Origin of the sequence: Solibacillus sp. FSL R7-0668 (assembly GCF_038006205.1) — a bacterium.
Classification (GTDB): domain Bacteria; phylum Bacillota; class Bacilli; order Bacillales_A; family Planococcaceae; genus Solibacillus.
Genome location: NZ_JBBOUU010000001.1, coordinates 2,127,407 through 2,143,950, shown reverse-complemented (window position 1 = coordinate 2,143,950; position 16,544 = coordinate 2,127,407). Strand labels below are relative to the sequence as shown.

Genomic DNA, 16,544 nt, shown 5'->3' with positions numbered 1-16,544 from the left:
TTTTTCATACAATGTTTTCAATAAAATAGAAAAAGGATTTGAGCACTTACACTCAATTCCTTTTTCTAATAATAAATATTTAACGTTTGTCCAGCTTCAATATAATTGGAGTTTAGTTGATTCCATTGCTTAATGGAAGTGACTTTAACTTGATGAGCTTCCGCAATTTGCGTTAGGGAATCGCCATCTTCAACTTGTACCGTCTTTTTACTTTGAATCGGTTTGTCATATTGCACTAAGTCATATTGGGCAATGAGCGCGTTCAGCTTTTCATTGTATTTGGAATCTGTGGCGTAGGTGCCTGTTAAGAAGTGGGTCGCATCCTTATAAGAAGCGGTGTTGCTTTTGAATACGCTCGTATAAAATTGCTTATTCCAAGAGACCCCGTTTCGAAGTAAGTTGACATAATCTTTTAAAGATTCTTCATAGGAAGCATACTTGCGGAATTCAGCTTGAATCGTTGTCATATTGCCTGTGCCATCATCTTCTTGCGTTTCGAGGATGACCGAATCGTTTTGATATTGTCCCTTGATGCCAAATAAATTATAGTTTGGCGATGCTGCGAGTCCACTTTGTCCGCTTTTACTCTCAAGAATAGCCTGTGCAATCATAACGGATGCATATAAATCGTTGTCTGCACCAAGCTTGCGCGCGGTTTCTGCAATTTTACCTATAAATTCCTCAACAGAAGGGCTTTCCTCAAGCGGTTGCGGAGTAGCTGTGTTCGTTGATGGAGTTAAAAAATGGATAAGTCCGAAAAATATAAGCCCAAAAATGGCACCAAGAAAAAGGGTAGCGAGGAAAATTTTTCGTATCAATGCCATGCGATTTACAGATGCTGAAAGCTTACAACATCTTCCTCCTTTCTATGGTCATAAAATAGTATTGTCGTTAAGTAAAGTTTATCATGATTATAACGAGTTTGGGTGTGAAATAGTTTCATAAAATACGTTTATCTTTAAAGACAATCGCTAATATGTCATTCGAATGGGGAGTTATGCTAGAGTGACCTAAGTTTCAATTGGTGAACAAGATCGTTGCGTTATTTTAGAGCTAAAGGAGAACCTATTAGTTATTGTAACTATTAATCCAAGAAAGCAGCTAATAAATCGCCATTCGATTTATTAACTGCTACATATTTTGCATAAAAATTGTTGATTAAATGCTATTTCGCCGTAAACTTCTTCACCGCTGGAATAATGTCATTGCCGATAATCTCAATATTTTTCATTACTTTTTCAATAGGTATCCCGCCAAAGTCAATTTGTGCCATGAAGCGTTGCATGCCATATAGCTCATATTGGTAGTGCAACTTTTCAATAATTTGATTCGTTGAGCCGACCATGAGTGCGTCTGTTACAGAAGTAGCTGCCTCGAATTGTCCACGTGGGTAGCCTTGTCCGCGAATAGCCTGCATCCCACCGTTTAAGTGTGGGTACATGCCTTCTAATGCTTCCGCCTCTGTTTCCGCTACATAAAATAAGCTCGCTGTGGCAATCGGCAGTTTCGACGCATCATGTCCACTGCGGTCTGCTGCTTCACGGTAGGCATCGACAGAGGGAGCGAATGCTATAGCAGGGCCGCCTAATGTTGTTAGCATCATCGGAATGCCCATTTTCCCCGCTTTAATGGCACTTTCAGGAGGGCCACCAACTGCACGCCAAATCGGTAGAGACCCATTGAGTGGCTGAGGTAAAATATGCGCATTGTTTAAAGGTGCGCGGAATTTGCCTTCATAATTGATGATTTGTTTGTCATTTAATTGCTTTAATAATGCAAGCTTATCTTCAAAAATTTCTTCATAGTCGCGTAAGCTCACACCGAATAATTCATGCGCCCCGACACGAGAACCGCGACCTGCAACGATTTCTGCCCGTCCACTAGAGATTAAATCTAGCGTCGCAAAATCCTCATACACACGTACCGGATCGGCGACACTCAAAACCGTTGCCGAGCTCGCCAGCTTGATTTTTGAAGTTGCCTGAGCGATTGCCGCAAGCACAACGGAATGGGCTTGCGTTGCGAAGTACTGCTGATGACTTTCACCGACAGCAAAGACGTCAATGCCCGCTTGTTCCGCGAACTTACTCGTTTCGATAATCTCCTGAATCCGCGCCTGTGCGGAGATACGTGAGCCTGTTAATGGATTTGGGATATGGTCACCTAATGTGTAAATGCCAAACTCCATGCCGTTTTTTTCGTTAATTCGATAGTTTTCCATGTTTTTTTGCTCCTTATTGAATCGGTTTTAATGACGCGATGATTTCCTCGCGCTTAGACTCTAAAAAGTCCGGTAAATCAAGCTGTTCACCTAATGTTTCGATGTTTCCATCAAGTAAAAATCCAGGTCCGTCTGTCGCAATTTCAAATAAAATGCCGTTTGATTCGCGGAAGTATAAGCTCTTAAAGTAGAAACGATCCACAATGCCTGAGCTCATAAAGCCACGTTTTTTTACCTGTTCATCCCAGTAAATTAATTCGTCCTCATTTTTCACGCGAATTGCTAAATGATGAATGCTGCCACGTCCCGGTTTTTCGGATTCGCCATCTTGCTCGATAATATAAATTTCGCCGAATAGCTCGTTATCAACAGACTGCATGAGCGCGGTTGTTGCTGTTTCCTCTGCTACGTGATAGCCGAAGATTTCAGTTAACGTCGCCATTAACTTTTTCTTGTTTTTCACGGTTATTTCGACTGTGCCCATCCCTTGAATTTGATGCGTTGCTGGAACAGGGGAGCCTTCATACGTTTCCCAATGTGCGACCTTTGTGTTCGGTGCCGCAATGAGTGCCATGCGCAACCCTTCTGAACCCTCGAAAAGCAGGGCAGGGCGACCGGCATACGTGCTCATTTCACTTTGTTCAACACCATAAGAAGTCAGACGCTGCTGCCAATAAACTAAGCTTTCTTCACTCGGTACGATTAAGCCGATTTTCGTTATCGCATTCGTTCCACGATGGGTGCGACCAACTAATGGGATTTCAAAAAAGGATAGCTCTGTACCTGGACTTCCTGTTTTATCGCCATAAAATAGATGATACATCGAAGGCGCATCCTGATTGACGGTTAATTTAACACGACGTAAGCCTAACACTTCACGGTAGAAGTGGTTATTTGATTTTGCGTTTTTTGTATTCATCGAAATATGATGATGTCCTGGAATTGTGTACATATAATGTTCCTCCTAATGTCTTTGACTGTTTTTTTCGACGCGAGAAACTAAATCATATAACTGTTTTTGTTCCTCTTTTGTTAATACATCATCAAAAAACGATGATTGAAATTGAATTTGTGCATCCAGTGCGCTTGTTAATAATTGATTACCTTTTTCGGTTAGCTCGATGTATTTTGTTTTCCACTGCTGTGTCCGGGTAATTAATTGCTCCTGTTCAAGACGTGTTAGCATGCGTGAAATTCCACCCTCTGTAACGGTGACCTTTTTTGCGAGCTCACTTTGGGTAATCGGCTGCGCTATTGAAATTTGTAGTAGCACATCAAATTGCGCGGTTGTCAAATCGTATTGCTTTAAAAACTCGTTCGATAATAGGTTACTTTGATGTGTAAAGCGCATCATACGCAACCAAATGAGTGAGCCGAGTGTATTGTTTTTCACTGCGTCACGTCCTTTCTTAGTTATCACTTTACTACTCAAGTGATGGTAAGTCAATGAAAATATCTCGAATCCAAAATAATTTGCGCTTGTAACTTTTTGGGATGTAAAACGACTGATTTTCCAAGAGGTGGATAAAAATGAAAAAACTTTGGATGTTATTGAGCTTTCTTGTATTAACGGCCTGTTCAACAGATGAAACGGGTGAAGTAGAACGAGTGGTTCTCGAAAAGAGTAAAGATACCGAAGAAATCATGATTCTTGAGCAGTCAGAGATGAAATGGATTCAAGAGCAATTGAATCAGGTGAAATGGGAGCCCAATGTGAAAGCAGAGATGGCGAGAATTGAGGATGTTCAATTGCAATTATTTATTGAAAAAAATCCAAACATGCCAGAATCAATTATTACCTATCGCATTTGGATAGAAAATGATCAGTCACTGACAATCATCAGTTCAGATGAAAAAGAAGGCTACGGACGGTTGAAGGCGGAAAAAGCCGAGCCCTTTGTGACATTTTTATATGAGAAAATAAATTCCTTAAAGTCGGTTATTGATGTGCATGGGCAGATTGAAAACGGTGAAGTGTTTGAGCGATTTGTTCAGCAAGTAAGCGAAAATAAGCCAGCAACCATAGCCATTACCCATTACACAATTGAAGGCGACCCAATTTACTACCGTGCCGATTATGATGGCACAAAATATCAGTTAGAAATTGATAAGCGTAACGACCGGTTCGGAAGTGGTGGGTTTGAAAATTACGCATGTAAAGCATTGGACTCTGTACATAACGGAGAGAAGCTGGAATATTTCTTAACACAATGCGATACGACGGACGCAAAGATCCATGTTCTTGCATTGCCGTTTGATACCGAAAAGAAACAGTTTACAAAGGAGCATCTTCCCGAAATGGCTCTGACAATTGGTGAAACGGCACTGGTTATTCAAAAAGGAACGTATGCTTGGACATTGCCAACGAAGAATCCGGCAGAAATGATGACCATCGAAACAGACCATGCAGCACCCAATCAAATGGTTGATGTCGCTAAAGCGGTGAAGGTTGATCAATCTGCTTCACGAAACATTCAATTTGAAGTAGAGCCAAGCCGTGTGGAATATCGTGTGTGGAATCAGGAAAAAATGCTTGCGACCTATCAATCAATTGGAGAGATTGAAACATCCGAGCCGTTTATTTTAGAGGTTATTGCCTATTGGGGCGAAAACTATGCGACCTATGTAGCAACGATGCAATTTGAATAGAAAAAGGGTGTCCTTGAAAATATTTCGAGGACACCCTTTTTATGAAACGAAAAAATGCCGCCTAAAATTAGTTCGTCTGTCTATGTAATCATTACTGAAAAGGAGCGATTAAAAGGAAATGCTTTATTAGGAATTGAATACTACTACAATAGCGACAAAAGGGGGGGAGAATCTTGAGAAAGCTACTAGTATTACTGTCTATAAGCGCACTTGCTTTTTTAATCGGCTGTACGAACAAAGAATTTCAATCGGATTACCCAATCGTCTACTGGGAGGGTGTCCATTATGTGGTTACGCATGAGCCAATCATGAAAGACCAATTAGAGGAGCAAATAGGGGAAATTACATCCGAAACAAGTGAATTACCAACTGAACATGGAGAAGGATTCAAGCTGACAAACGGTATAAAGCTTTACAAAATAAAGGATATTGACATTACTTCTGCTATTGAAAGCTCGCTGGCTGTAGAAATAGAAGGGGAATACCGTGTTGCAAGAAGACTTGTTTTGAAGGATTAAGGGCTAGATGCGCTCAAAAGAAAAGCACCCTATTTGCTCGACTTCTTTCAAAGCGCCAACCAAATAGGGTACTAATTTATTTAAAATAGGTTATTATTTCACCTGCTGCGCAACGGCTAACGCTTGTGCAAAATCTTCTAATAAATCATCTTCGTTTTCTAAGCCTACTGAAAAGCGTAATAATCCGTCTGTAATGCCACGTTTTGCGCGTTCTTCAGGCTCCATTGCGGCATGACTCATTTTGGCAGGGTAGGAAAGAATCGATTCCACACCACCTAGACTTACGGCGAATACTGGAATTTGCATCGCCTCAACGAATGCTTTCGCGACCGCATAGCTCGGTAAGCTAAACGATAATACTGCACCCGCTGAAGTAGCTTGACCTGCATGGATGGCAGCGCCTGGGTGTGTCGCGAGCCCTGGATAATAAACGTTTTCCACAAGGGGATGCTGCGCTAAATAGTCCGCAATACGTCCAGCAACACGTGTTTGCTCATTAAAGCGCACGGCCGTTGTTTTCATATTTTGAATTAATGTAAAGCAATCCTGTACCCCTAAGACAGAACCAAATGAATTTTGAATGAAATAAATTTGATTGCCTAATTCTTCATCCTTTGTGACAACTAAGCCCGCCACAATATCCGAATGCCCCGATAAAAACTTCGTCGCCGAGTGAATGACCACATCCACCCCTAAATCAAGCGGACGCTGGTGAAGTGGCGTCATAAATGTATTATCTAAAAACGTCATCGCACCGTGCTCCTTGGAAATTTCTACAACTGCGCGAATATCGGTAATACCGAGTGTTGGGTTAGAAGGTGTTTCGATATAAATGAGCTTCGTTTCCGGCTTGACGGCAGCTTTAACCGCCTCGACATCGGTGAAATCAACAAAGGTATGCGTAATGCCAAAGCGTGGTAATACTTTTGTGACAAAGCGATACGTTCCGCCGTAAACATCCTCTGTTATAACGATATGGTCGCCAGCAGATAGCAGCATAAAGCATGCCGAGACAGCAGCCATCCCCGTTGCAAACGCGAAGCCACGATGGCCACCCTCTAATTCTGCGATTGCTTTTTCAAGTGCCGCGCGCGTTGGGTTGCCTGAACGTGCATAATCATATTCACCAAATTCATCCATGGATTCTTGATGGAAGGTCGAGCTTAAATAAATTGGTACATTGACCGCACCTTTTTTGTCGGTATAGCCTTCACGAATGGCTCCGTGAACGAGCGCCGTTTCTAGTCGTTTACTCATGCGAATTCACCTCGTAATATGTCGAATACTTGCTGTAAATCAGCGATTAAATCTTCGGCTTCCTCAATTCCAACAGAGAAGCGTAGTAATCGATCGCAAACCCCACGTTCTAGGCGTTCTTCATACGGCATATCCGCATGCGTTTGCGTCGCTGGGTATGTAATAAAGCTTTCCACACCGCCCAAGCTTTCGGCAAAAGTAATTAATTGCATCGCCTTTAAAAATGGATTAATCATCGCTGCATCCTTTACGCGGAATGACAGCATGCCACCTTTCCCTGTATAGAGCACATCTGTAACAAGTGGCTCCTTTGCTAAATAGTCGGCAATTTTCTTCGCATTGGCATCATGTTGTTTTAAGCGTAAGTGCAATGTTTTTAATCCACGAATTAACAGCCAAGAATCCATCGGCGCTAATACCATGCCAATTCCATTATGATAGAAGGCTAGTTTTTCGCATAATGTCTCACCTTTAGCAACGACTAAGCCGGCTAACACATCATTATGACCACCTATGTATTTCGTTGCACTATGGAGCACGATGTCCGCGCCAAGCTCAATCGGACGTTGGAAATACGGTGTGTAGAAGGTATTATCCACGATTAGTAACAAGCTGTGCTTTTTGGCAAGTGCTGCATACGCCACTAAATCAATTTCCTGCATTAAAGGATTGGTCGGTGTTTCGATGAAGAGTGCCTTTGTGTTTTCATTAATTAGCGCTTCGACTTCTGCCACATTCGTAAAGGCATTATAAACCGGCTTGATATTATAGTTTTCTGCAAATGTTTTAAACAAACGATATGTCCCACCGTATAAATCCTCAGGCACAATCAACTCATCATTTGGTTTGAATAGAGACATAACCAGCTGCACCGCCGCCATTCCCGAACTACAGGCAAAACCTTGATCGCCACCCTCTAAATCTGCGATGCCTTGCTCTAAAATCGTACGCGTTGGGTTTTTCGTACGTGTGTAGTCATAGCCAGTCGATTCACCAATGCCCGTATGCTTATAGGCAGTTGAAAGATAAATCGGAGGATTGACTGCACCCGTTTTCGCGTCAGAAAGATTTCCTAATTGTACTAATTTTGTTTCGATTGAACGTTGAGACATGCAAACACTTCCTTAAAATATACTCAATATTTCGAATGAATCGATTATTACACCAATTTAACAAAAAAAACCGACTGAAACAATAGGTTATTAGAGGAATTTGAAAATAGTTGTAAAAAGGATTACATTAACTTCGCAATATTCGAGCCAAAATACAACAAGAAGTAAATAGATAAAATGCTAAATAGAGCAATTCGTTCTTTACGTGCAATAAACGAGGCGCATGTGAGAATAATTACAAGTCCTGCCAATGACCCAAATAGGCTGCTCATGGTCGTCTCCTTTTCCTGCTTGGTTAATATTTTCGTTTCAAAATAGTAATATTTGCTGCATGTAAAATCATCAATCCGGTAATTAAAAACCAAATCACTAATTTGTATGTATCATAATTGAGGTGTTGAATGAAGCGGTCATATAATTCAATACACAACCAGCCTAATGGGATGAGGGGGAAGACCACCCCATAGGATTTATTGGAAATGCTTTTTCCACGCTCATCTTTACTTTCTTCGCCCCATTCAAATTTCAACACAATAAAGATGGCGAGAAAGAAAATAAGTACATAAACAATACGCAACATCACGATGAAAATGTCCATAGTTATAGCTCCTTTTCGAAATCATATTGAAAAACTTCTTGTAGCTCTACGCCAAACAATAAGGCTATTTCGAAGGCTAATTTTAATGAAGGGTTATAACGATTTTTTTCAAGCGAAATAATCGTTTGCCTACTAACGCCTAGTTGATCGGCTAAATCCTTTTGTGATAATCCATGTTCGGCTCTTAGAACAACGATTCGATTATGAATCACTCTTCCATTATTGAATGCCATATATTGTCACCTCTTAATGTATAATGTAATATATTTTTTACTAATAGTAAAGTATTTTTTACATTTAGTGAAAGAAATCTTACTTAGTTGGCTGATGAGGATCGCATATTAAAAATTAATCTTGTAATAAAAGGAGATTCTTGTATAATAAAAATACAAATAAATGAATAAAAATTCAATTAGAGGTGAATTTATGAAATTAAAACTACAATCAGAAAATATGGTTGATTATTTACAGGAGTCAGAAGAGATTAATTATTCAAATACCTCGATTCAAGCATTAATCGTTGAGCTCTTCCACTCGCAGCAATCCGATATCGAAAAAATACAGACCGCATTCCACTATGTGCGTGATGTGATTGCGCATTCCTGGGATATTCAAAGTGAAAAAGTAACGTGTTCAGCTTCTGAAGTTTTACAGCACAAGCAGGGAATATGCTATGCGAAATCAAATTTATTGGCGGCGTTACTGCGTTCCCAAGCTATTCCGACCGGATTTTGTTATCAGCGTTTAATGCTATTTGATACGCCAGAAAAGGGCTATTGTATTCATGCGCTCAATGCTGTTTTTATTGCATCGCTCAATAAATGGATTCGAATGGATGCAAGAGGGAACAAGAAAGGCGTAGATGCACAGTTTTCGATAGAGAAAGAACAACTCGCATTTTCCGTCAATGAAAGGCTAGAGGAACTAGATTATCCGACGATTTTTATGGTGCCAAATGAAAAAACAATCGCCGTTTTAAAGGAAGCTTCGAATGCTATAGATATGTATATGAACGATTTGCCAGATTCATTATAAAAACGGCAAAAAACGGTGTAGATTCTACAAGCAGCTACACATCGCCAACATAGCGATGGAGGCTAGATAATAGACACGAATGAAACAAAAAAGGCATCTTCCATATAAAATAGAAGATGCCTAAACGATAGGGCTTAAATCGTTTTTATTTTATTTCGTTTCGTTGGATCAAGACGTCGCTCCAACCATAAGAGCAAGACATCTGCCAAAATCGCCATAAGGGCAGTTGGAATCGCGCCTGCTAAAATGATGGCTGTTCCGTTTGTGGCATTTGTCCCACGAATGATAATATCGCCCAAACCACCAGCACCGATAAAGGCACCAATTGCGACGATCCCAATCGCTACAACTAACGCGATACGTATACCGGTAATGACGACAGATAGGCTTAGTGGAATTTCCACCATATACAGTACTTGAAGTTTCGTCATGCCCATCCCACGTCCTGCATCCGTTAAACTACGATTAATCGTTGTAATACCAACATGTGTATTTTTAATAATCGGTAATAACGAATAAAAGAAAACGGTCACGATGACGGTCGTTTTTCCGAGTCCTAAAACAAGCATAATCATCGCCATTAATGCAAGGGCGGGTATTGTTTGAATAATATTCGCCAGCGTAATGATTGGCCCAGAGAAGCGGGGCATTTTAGAAATGAGAATCCCAATCGGAATCCCAACAATCGAGGCGAGTAAAACGCCATAAATCGAAATTAAAAAGTGGCTTAAAAATTGTGAAAAGATGTACGACCCATTTTCACCTATATAAAAGAAAAATTGCTCGACAACCGAAAGCTTGGTCATATCCGTCATGGCGTGTCACCTCCAGAGAAGTAATTATGCTCAATTAAAAACTTTTCAGCGACGATTGCGGGTTCGATTAAGTTATTATCCGCCAAGAAATTTAATCGCTGCATTTCTGCTGTGGAAATTTTCCCAACTAGAAGCTCTAATACTTTTTTCACTTCGGGCTTTTTCTCTAATAAATCGGTGTTTGCAAAGGGTGATGCATCATAGGGTGGGAAAAATTGAAGATCGTCCTCTAAAATGACTAAATCATAAGAGGCGATTCGTCCATCCGTTGTGTAACCTAGAACAGCATCAAGCTCACCTTGCTCAACGGCATCATAAACAAGGCCGATTTGCATAGGGAAAACACGTCCAAATTCCAAGTCATACGTCTCACTAAATGCTTTATAGCCATCGCCTTCACGATTCATCCAAGACGTATCAACACCGACAGCTAAATCCTGTGCGACTGCTTTAAAATCACTCACTGTTTTCAGCTGATATTTTTCAGCCGTTTCGCGTGTCACCATAAAGGCATACGTATTATTGAAACCATAAGAATCCATAAAGGTCATATTGTATTGTTCTTGGAAAAGTCTTTGCACAATTTCTAACGCTTCTTCTGGATCGCTCGTAGGCTCCTGCTTAAGGGCACCCATTAAATCGGTTCCAGTATAGCGAACTGCTGATATATTCGCGTCGCCACTTAGCATCGCTTGATGGAGAACAATGGACGATCCAAGATTATTAATAAGTTCAACCTCTTCATCGGTGTAATATTCAATCATATCTTTGATCATATGAGCTAATATTTGGCTTTCTGTTGTCACCATAGAACCGACACGAATCGTACTATTATCCTGCTCATTACATGCGCTTAGCATTACCGACATGATTAAAAGAAGGAAGAGTTTTTTCATGATGTACGACCTCCTTGGATGCGAAGCCCTTTTGGTATCATCACACGCTCAATGCGGCTTAGCAAGAAGTCTGTAAAGAGCGCTAATATCGTAACGACAATCGCACCACCTACAATAAGTTCAAGTTTGAATAAATTTAAACCATTAAAGATAAAGTCACCTAAACCACCAGCGCCAATATAGGAAGCGAGTGTTGCCCATGAAATGACATACACCGCAGATAGTCGAATCCCTGACATAATGATTGGCATTGCAAGTGGTAGCTCAATCATACGAAGTGACTGGAACGGTGTCATGCCCATTGCACGACCAGCAGCTTTGACGTTTTCATTCACTGACTGCATGCCCGTATAGGTATTATTTAAAATGGGAAGAAGGGAATAAATACAAAGGGCAATTATTGCAGGTATTTTCCCTACGCCTAAAAACGGAATCATTATTGCAAGCAAGGCGAGGGAAGGGACAGTTTGTAGCGTGCTCGTAATCGTGAGCACAATTTTAGCAATCTTTTTTGTTTTCGATAAAAAGATACCTATAGGGACGGCAATAAGTGTTCCTAACAATAAGGCAATGAAAGAAATATAAAGATGTTCCCATGTTTTTAATAAAATATCCGCCATGTTATCTGTGAAAAAGCTGATCATGAGTTTGTCAACTCCTGTTCATCATCGCCCCAAATTGTTTCATAGACGATATCTACGATGTTTGCGCGCGTAATGAGCCCAATTAAATGATTTTGATGGTCGACTACGGGAATATTATTTAAATTACGGTTTAAAATACGGCGGACGGAATCTTGTAATTTTGAGCCCGTTTTCATGTAAACAATGTCTTTAATATACACTTCTGCTACGCTTTTTTTTCGAGCGTGCTTCACCTGTTAAGCTTTCAACATTTAAATAACCGAGTAAACGATTGTCGCCATCTGTTACAAATAATGTATCGACGCGTGATTTCACCATTAATCGAATGGCCTCATCTAAACTGCGTTCAAGCGTAATTGAAATGGGTTTAATCATTACTTCATCAACGGTTTTAAAATTGGGTTTTTGTTGGATTAGTCGATGTGAGCCGATAAATTCTTTTACGAAATCATTGACAGGGTTAGACAAAATATTGTCTGGCGTATCAAATTGAATAAGCTTGCCATCATGCATAATCGCAATTTTATCGGCTAATTTGATTGCCTCGTCCATATCATGTGTTACAAAAATGATGGTTTTGTTTAAGTCCTTTTGCAACTCTTTTATGAGATCTTGTAAAGTATCGCGTGTAATGGGATCGAGCGCACCAAAAGGCTCGTCCATCAAGATGATATCCTGTTCAGCAGCTAATGCTCGGATGACACCGATCCGTTGCTGTTGACCACCAGATAATTGAGTAGGATAGTAATCTAAATAGGATTCTGGCAAGTTGACTAATGAGATTAAGTGTTTTGCAGTGGCTTCGGATTTTTCCTTTGGCCATTGAAGTAAACGAGGAACGAGCGTGATATTGTCTCGTATGGTCATATGCGGCATTAAACCGATTTGTTGAATGACATAGCCAATACTACGCCTAAGTGTGACTGGATTCATTTTCATTATATCTTTTCCGTTGATGGTCACGGTGCCACTTGTAGGCTCGACCATACGATTCAGCATGCGAAGTGCAGTTGTCTTACCACTACCACTCGTACCAATAAAGGCAATAAATTCACCTTTTTGAATATCCAGCGTCAAATTATCAACTGCAATTTTTCCGCCACGATAAACTTTCCTTAATTTTTCGATATGTAGCATATTTTTCATCTCCTTGTTTCAAATTACGTTACATAAAAATCGAATACGTATTTTACTAAAATAGTAAAGCACCTTTTAATCATACCCCAAATCTCAGGGAATTATCAATTATTTAGTCCTATTTTGACTTTTATCAGTCAAATTCCGTGTGTATATTTTATTTTTTTGCTTCGCGAATGATGGTTAAAAAAGACTGTGAATATGTGAAAAAATGGAGTAATTAAGAGCGTTAGGTTGCTTGAATTACAATAATCTTAATGATAAATTAGTTTCCAATAAATTTATTATTACAAATAAAAAATGCTATTTTACCCCGTGTAAAATAGCATTTTTTAGGATTATTCAGCTTGTTCTTTCTTGAGTATATCGCGAATTTCTTTTAATAATTCTTCCTTGGCATCTAATTCTGGTGTTGGTTCTTCAACAACAGCTTCTTCTTTTTTACGATTTAATTTTGAAATTAAACGTAATGCCATAAAGATCGCAAAGGCAATGATGAGGAAGTCAATAATCGATTGGACGAATACACCAAGCGCTACCTGTGCATCACCCTCAGCTGAACCAAATTTCCATTTCTCTGTTAAGTCAATCCCACCTGTTAGAATCCCAACTAATGGCATAATGATATTTTCTACTAATGACGTAACGATTTTACCAAATGCAGCACCGATAACGACCGCTACGGCTAAATCTATTACGTTCCCTTTCATTGCGAATGCTTTAAAGTCTTTCCACATAAAAACAGCTCCTTAGAATAGATAGTATTGCGATTTCCTATTGTACCGATTGTTATTAATATTTTCAACTAGGAATCTAGTATTCATTTCCATTATAATGGATAGGAGAATCTCAACAAGAATTAAGATTGGTGGCGTATATGGCAAAAAACAAAAAGAAAAAACCAATAATATCACCGAATGTAAAGCTTTTTTTAATCGTATTATTAATCCCCATTGCTTTAACAGTCTACATATTTGCCTATTTTAGTTGGCAGCAAATTCGAGAACTGCCATTTATGGAGCAGTTCGCTGAAAAATCGGTGTATCAGCAAATTCAAGAGCAGTTCGATTTAGCCATTCCGATTGAATACATTCCGATCTATGTAGCAGCGGAAGAAAAATATGGAGTGCCTTGGACATTGCTGGCTGCACATCACCGTGTAGAAACCCGCTTTTCTACCATGAAAACACTCGTCTCACCAGTTGGGGCAGAAGGACATCTTCAAGTGCGACCATAAGGTCATATAAGAAATCTCCATTAGCAAGGAGTAGGCGAGACTACAATGCCTATCATTACCCAACTTATCCGTGAGGGAAACCAAATATCGGGGAGTGTAGCATGTTGGGAAAGCTATGAGTTATCGAATCATCACGATACGACTGAATAGCAAAATGAAAAGATGTAAACGAGGATAAAAGCTAAACTGCCTGAATGACAGTCCGAGGGGGTTATTGTCCCACCTATGACGGAAGATGATTATTTACGTCATACAGCGAAACAGAATGGGGAATTGGAGACCATCTCTGGATACACTTTGATTAACTGCATGTCAAAAGTGCGTAGTCTATCGCTGACCAACTATAATAAATGGTAAAGGGCGAACGTCATATCCGACATTACATCGTGCTTGTTCTTATATGTGCTAAATGGTGATTACCTACGTCAGAACGCTTATGTATAAGAGCTATGATAAATATGTATCTGAATATCTGATATGGTAACGGAGTTCCCGTAGTAGTCCGAGGTGGGGAAAGCCCACTACATGGCGAAGGGGAACAGCTTATCTCGTCTAACTAAAATTGGAAAGGAGCGTGAGGCTCTATGAGAAGTCCAAACACTGTGTTAGACATTCTAACAAAACAATCAACGCGCGAAGATTACAAATTCGAACGAATCTATCGAAATCTGTATAACGTGGAATTCTATTTAATGGCTTACGCAAAGATTTACGCGAAAGAAGGCAATATGACACAAGGTGTCGACGGACAAACTATTGATGGTATGAGTCTAGAACGCATTGAAAGATTAATTGAAAGTCTAAAAGATTGTAGTTATCAACCAAAACCGTCCAAAAGGGTTTACATTCCAAAAAAGAACGGTGGTAAAAGACCATTAGGTATACCATCTTTCGAAGATAAATTAGTTCAAGAAGTTGTAAGAACACTACTGGAAGCAATGTATGAAAAAACTTTCTCGAACCATTCCCATGGTTTCAGACCGGAAAAAAGCTGTCATACTGCACTCATGCAAGTAAAAGACAGATTTACTGGCGCTAAATGGTTTGTGGAAGGTGATATTAAAGGTTTCTTTGATAACATTAATCATCACAAACTAATAGAAATCCTTAAAAGAAGAATTAACGATGAAAAATTCATCGATTTAATTTGGAAATTCCTGAAAGCGGGTTTTCTAGAGGACTGGCAATATCACAAAACGTACAGTGGTACACCACAAGGCGGCATCATTAGCCCGATTCTCTCAAATATATATCTAAATGAATTAGATAACTTTGTACTAGCTTATAAAGAAAAGTTTGATAGAGGTAAAGGGAGAAAACGCTTAACGGAATACCGCACAAGAGAAGCCAGATTATACAGAGCTAATGCTAGATATAAGGAAAAATGGGAAGAAATGAACGAGGAAGAAAAGGAACAAGCACTTCAACACTTGGACGAGTTGAAAAATCACATGATGGAATTGCCCTATAAAGACCCAATGGATGAAAACTACAAACGAATACAATATGTGCGATATGCCGATGATTTCATAATCGGTGTAATCGGTAGTAAAGAAGATTGTCAGCAAATAAAACATGACATCAGCACTTTCCTAAGTGAAGAACTGAAAATTGAATTATCACAAGAAAAGACGCTCATTACGCATTCAAGTAAAAGAGCAAGATTTCTTGGATATGATATTAAAATCAGTCATGATAATAAAACGACAAAGTATACAGCAAGTGGACATAAACAAAGAACACGTACAATGAGCTGTGAACTTCTTTTGCCACATGAAGTATGGCGAAATAAATTAATCGAATATAAAGCGTTAGAAATAGATCAAAAGACACAAAAATGGAAGTCCACGCATCGAGCGCATCTTCTGCAAAACGATGACCTTGAAATATTGATGATTTACAATGCGGAAATTAGAGGTTTATATAATTATTACAAGTTAGCGAACAATGTCTATAAACTAGATGGCTTTAAATTCATTATGGAATATAGCATGTATAAAACATTCGCAAACAAATATAAATCAAGCGTTAGAAAAATCCATAGAAAATACAGTATTAACGGAGATTTTGCGGTTAGATATGAAACTGCCAACGGCAGTAAAATCGCTTTCTTCTACAAAGATGGATTCAAAAAGAAACTATTACCATCTTCATATGCCGATGTTGATGTTATTTCTAAGACAAGAAACATTATTTACAACCGAACAGGGCTTATTGAAAGACTTGTAGCAAAGGAATGTGAATGGTGCCATGCCACAAATGTGGATTTAGAAATTCATCATATTAAGAAGTTAAAAGACCTCGAGGGCAAAAAACGATGGGAAAAGCGTATGATTGAAAGAAACCGTAAGACGATGGCACTATGCAAGAAATGCCACGTTGACTTACACAACGGTAAATTAGACTGATAGGTGGAGAGCCGTAT

General features: G+C 39.5%; 17 protein-coding genes and 1 pseudogene. 5 read left to right on the top strand and 13 right to left on the bottom strand.

Features of this window, described 5'->3' with window-relative positions; all coding sequences use genetic code 11:
* Positions 1–65: 65 nt before the first annotated feature.
* From MKX47_RS10385 to MKX47_RS10370, 4 genes are all read right to left on the bottom strand, one after another.
* A complete protein-coding gene (locus MKX47_RS10385) occupies positions 66–824 on the bottom strand; it encodes a glucosaminidase domain-containing protein (protein ID WP_340773744.1) in 759 nt (252 codons plus the stop codon).
* Positions 825–1,165: 341 nt separating this feature from the next.
* Complete coding sequence (locus MKX47_RS10380; RefSeq protein ID WP_340773743.1) at positions 1,166–2,221, bottom strand: LLM class flavin-dependent oxidoreductase; 1,056 nt, start codon at positions 2,219–2,221, stop codon at positions 1,166–1,168.
* A gap of 13 nt (positions 2,222–2,234) precedes the next feature.
* Positions 2,235–3,173: a ring-cleaving dioxygenase gene (locus tag MKX47_RS10375; RefSeq protein ID WP_340773742.1), complete on the bottom strand. Its 939-nt coding sequence runs from the start codon at positions 3,171–3,173 to the stop codon at positions 2,235–2,237.
* A gap of 12 nt (positions 3,174–3,185) precedes the next feature.
* Positions 3,186–3,614, bottom strand: a complete 429-nt coding sequence (locus MKX47_RS10370; RefSeq protein WP_340773741.1) for a MarR family winged helix-turn-helix transcriptional regulator — start codon at positions 3,612–3,614, stop codon at positions 3,186–3,188.
* Positions 3,615–3,751: 137 nt separating this feature from the next.
* On the opposite strand from MKX47_RS10370, the gene MKX47_RS10365 reads away from it, so the two are divergent.
* Positions 3,752–4,870 (top strand): DUF4362 domain-containing protein, encoded by a 1,119-nt coding sequence (locus MKX47_RS10365; RefSeq protein ID WP_340773740.1) that lies wholly within the window; start codon positions 3,752–3,754, stop codon positions 4,868–4,870.
* Positions 4,871–5,043: 173 nt separating this feature from the next.
* Complete coding sequence (locus tag MKX47_RS10360; RefSeq protein ID WP_340773739.1) at positions 5,044–5,388, top strand: hypothetical protein; 345 nt, start codon at positions 5,044–5,046, stop codon at positions 5,386–5,388.
* 93 nt (positions 5,389–5,481) lie between these two features.
* On the opposite strand, the gene MKX47_RS10355 is transcribed toward MKX47_RS10360, so the two are convergent.
* From MKX47_RS10355 to MKX47_RS10340, 4 genes are all read right to left on the bottom strand, one after another.
* Positions 5,482–6,645 carry an aminotransferase class I/II-fold pyridoxal phosphate-dependent enzyme gene (locus MKX47_RS10355; RefSeq protein ID WP_340773738.1) on the bottom strand — a complete coding sequence of 388 codons (1,164 nt, stop codon included), beginning with the start codon at positions 6,643–6,645 and terminating at the stop codon, positions 5,482–5,484.
* Positions 6,642–7,757, bottom strand: a complete 1,116-nt coding sequence (locus tag MKX47_RS10350; protein WP_340773737.1) for a methionine biosynthesis PLP-dependent protein — start codon at positions 7,755–7,757, stop codon at positions 6,642–6,644. The genes MKX47_RS10355 and MKX47_RS10350 overlap by 4 nt, the downstream gene beginning before the upstream one ends.
* A 295-nt stretch (positions 7,758–8,052) precedes the next feature.
* Positions 8,053–8,355: a hypothetical protein gene (locus MKX47_RS10345; RefSeq protein WP_340773735.1), complete on the bottom strand. Its 303-nt coding sequence runs from the start codon at positions 8,353–8,355 to the stop codon at positions 8,053–8,055.
* Positions 8,356–8,357: 2 nt separating this feature from the next.
* The gene (locus MKX47_RS10340; RefSeq protein ID WP_340773734.1) at positions 8,358–8,588 is read right to left on the bottom strand and encodes a helix-turn-helix transcriptional regulator; all 231 of its coding nucleotides are present in this window, start codon (positions 8,586–8,588) and stop codon (positions 8,358–8,360) included.
* Between the two features lie 193 nt (positions 8,589–8,781).
* Here MKX47_RS10340 and MKX47_RS10335 point away from each other — a divergent pair, with 193 nt between their 5' ends.
* Entirely contained in the window at positions 8,782–9,390 is a 609-nt protein-coding gene (locus tag MKX47_RS10335; RefSeq protein WP_340773733.1) for a transglutaminase-like domain-containing protein, read from the top strand.
* A 134-nt stretch (positions 9,391–9,524) separates the two neighbouring features.
* On the opposite strand, the gene MKX47_RS10330 is transcribed toward MKX47_RS10335, so the two are convergent.
* The 5 genes and pseudogenes from MKX47_RS10330 to mscL all read right to left on the bottom strand — a co-directional run bounded on the left by MKX47_RS10330 (position 9,525) and on the right by mscL (position 13,619).
* Positions 9,525–10,205, bottom strand: a complete 681-nt coding sequence (locus MKX47_RS10330; protein ID WP_445683587.1) for an ABC transporter permease — start codon at positions 10,203–10,205, stop codon at positions 9,525–9,527.
* The gene (locus MKX47_RS10325; RefSeq protein WP_340773730.1) at positions 10,202–11,101 is read right to left on the bottom strand and encodes an osmoprotectant ABC transporter substrate-binding protein; all 900 of its coding nucleotides are present in this window, start codon (positions 11,099–11,101) and stop codon (positions 10,202–10,204) included. The genes MKX47_RS10330 and MKX47_RS10325 overlap by 4 nt, the downstream gene beginning before the upstream one ends.
* Positions 11,098–11,745 (bottom strand): ABC transporter permease, encoded by a 648-nt coding sequence (locus MKX47_RS10320; protein ID WP_340773728.1) that lies wholly within the window; start codon positions 11,743–11,745, stop codon positions 11,098–11,100. The genes MKX47_RS10325 and MKX47_RS10320 overlap by 4 nt, the downstream gene beginning before the upstream one ends.
* Positions 11,742–12,882, bottom strand: a pseudogene (locus MKX47_RS10315) (betaine/proline/choline family ABC transporter ATP-binding protein). The gene MKX47_RS10320 and the pseudogene MKX47_RS10315 overlap by 4 nt, the downstream one beginning before the upstream one ends.
* A 338-nt stretch (positions 12,883–13,220) precedes the next feature.
* Positions 13,221–13,619, bottom strand: coding sequence for a large conductance mechanosensitive channel protein MscL (mscL, locus tag MKX47_RS10310; RefSeq protein WP_340773727.1), 399 nt, complete (start codon positions 13,617–13,619; stop codon positions 13,221–13,223).
* Positions 13,620–13,759: 140 nt separating this feature from the next.
* On the opposite strand from mscL, the gene MKX47_RS10305 reads away from it, so the two are divergent.
* A complete protein-coding gene (locus tag MKX47_RS10305) occupies positions 13,760–14,119 on the top strand; it encodes a hypothetical protein (protein ID WP_340773725.1) in 360 nt (119 codons plus the stop codon).
* A gap of 584 nt (positions 14,120–14,703) precedes the next feature.
* Positions 14,704–16,527 carry a reverse transcriptase domain-containing protein gene (locus MKX47_RS10300; RefSeq protein ID WP_340773723.1) on the top strand — a complete coding sequence of 608 codons (1,824 nt, stop codon included), beginning with the start codon at positions 14,704–14,706 and terminating at the stop codon, positions 16,525–16,527.
* The last annotated feature ends 17 nt before the right edge of the window (positions 16,528–16,544 follow it).